This is a genomic window from Mycobacterium sp., assembly GCF_049683355.1.
Classification (GTDB): Bacteria; Actinomycetota; Actinomycetes; order Mycobacteriales; family Mycobacteriaceae; genus Mycobacterium.
Genome location: NZ_JBAUJB010000017.1, coordinates 1 through 1,528 on the forward strand (window position 1 = coordinate 1; position 1,528 = coordinate 1,528).

Here is a 1,528-nt window from a genome sequence, read left to right on the forward strand (position 1 = left end):
GTTGACATGGTGCGTCGCAGGAGCGGCGCGTTGCGGGGTTGTCGGGGCGTCGCACACGCGAAGTCTTTAGGATCAGCGCGTTGGTGACGCCCCCATAGCCCAATTGGCAGAGGCAGCGGACTTAAAATCCTCTGAACTGGGCGTTTGTTGTGTTCGCCCGCGCTGATTGATGACCGAGAAATTGGCCCTAGCTGCGACTATAGCGTTGGGCGTGTTGGTGAAGATTGGCGAGCAACGAACTTACTGTGGTATCTGCTGCGGTACCCGACTGCGAAGGACCGCGCAGTCAGCGGCACACCCGGAGGGACGGGGTCACGACTTTTCGTTCCACCCCGGCAATTCGCCATGGCGAGCTGAATCTGCTCGAGTGTCTCCGACTGCAAACATCAGGACCATCCGGTTACGCGCCGACGATGTTCGTGACATCGACGTGCGTGACATCGACGTGCGTCCGCCTGAGCGGCGTTCACGCCAACCGTAGATGGTTCCAATTCAACACCTCGCCGAGGTGTTTCGGGTTAACCCCAAGCTGCTTTGCGACGTCCTGAGTGCCACCGTGCAGCTCAACGAGCCGCGAGAAAAGAACGCCCGTCACAGGTTGAAATCCGCCCGGTTCGCTTCGACGCCATTTTGACATCTGGATCTGCAGAGCGCGGTACCGAGCGTCGTCGATGAGCCCGCGTTCATGCGCGCGATAGATGACCGCTGCGACCGACACCCCCCATGTCTGCTTGAGCGCAATGAAATCGGACAACTTGGGCCTATCGGGCATCGCAGCGTCGAAGTCATCGGGTGGAATCAGCAGAGCGCCTGCGAATAAGTTGGCTTCGCTTTCGACCGAGTCGTGGCGTCGATCGTGGAACGCCAAATGTCCGCACTCGTGGCCCAAGCTGAACCGGAAACGGTCGCCGGGAACATTAGGATCGAGTCCTATCACATCACTGGCACCCCGTTCACCCATGCGGAAAGCCCGTCGAGGCCCGGCAAATTTGGGATCGGAACGAGGCAGACGCCCGCGCGTTCCACCAGAGCCGTCAGATTCCGGATCGGCCCGGATTCTTCCTGGCCGAGGATCGCGCGCACTTCAGTGGCAGCATCTTCAATCTCGTCTCGGCTGGTGACCGGTGCTCGCCGGCGCAGGAGGATGTCCGGGGCCTCGGGAGTCGCGTCGACCAGTTCTCCGAAGACTTCTCCGGCCAGGCGGAGAAGCTCCTTGGCTTTCTTCTTCGTCGCGGAGGACGTGGACGAGCGCGCGCGATGAATGGGCTCAGACATGTCGGCAGCGTCAGCCTGCGATCGGCATAGCCGAGCGCCGTGAGCTCACCATTGAAACTTCGCCGACCGCTTTCAATCGCAGACCCGACTTCCGGAGCTCGTAGGCATCCATCGGGGTAGTAGTGGCGCGCGTTTGTGCTGGTAGGAGGTTCGCGGGGTCGGCCGAACCACGAAATTGTGTAGGCACACGATTTCGGGCGTGTTGCTGGGATTGATCAGGGGATACGTGGTATTGGTGTAGGTGTGTACCTGC

At 60.7% G+C, this 1,528-nt stretch carries 2 protein-coding genes; both read right to left on the minus strand.

All coding sequences use genetic code 11. The annotated features are described in order from the left end of the window. Positions 1 to 466: 466 nt before the first annotated feature. A complete protein-coding gene (locus WA944_RS00920) occupies positions 467 to 961 on the minus strand; it encodes an ImmA/IrrE family metallo-endopeptidase (protein ID WP_526371123.1) in 495 nt (164 codons plus the stop codon). Continuing rightward, positions 934 to 1,275: a hypothetical protein gene (locus tag WA944_RS00925; protein ID WP_526371121.1), complete on the minus strand. Its 342-nt coding sequence runs from the start codon at positions 1,273 to 1,275 to the stop codon at positions 934 to 936. The genes WA944_RS00920 and WA944_RS00925 overlap by 28 nt, the downstream gene beginning before the upstream one ends. Positions 1,276 to 1,528: the final 253 nt, after the last annotated feature.

What these genes read in the sequence shown, in the direction of transcription:
- WA944_RS00920 (WP_526371123.1), bottom strand. Translation starts at nt 961, where the DNA reads ATGGGTGAACGGGGTGCCAGTGATGTGATAGGACTCGATCCTAATGTT.
- WA944_RS00925 (WP_526371121.1), bottom strand. Translation starts at nt 1,275, where the DNA reads ATGTCTGAGCCCATTCATCGCGCGCGCTCGTCCACGTCCTCCGCGACG.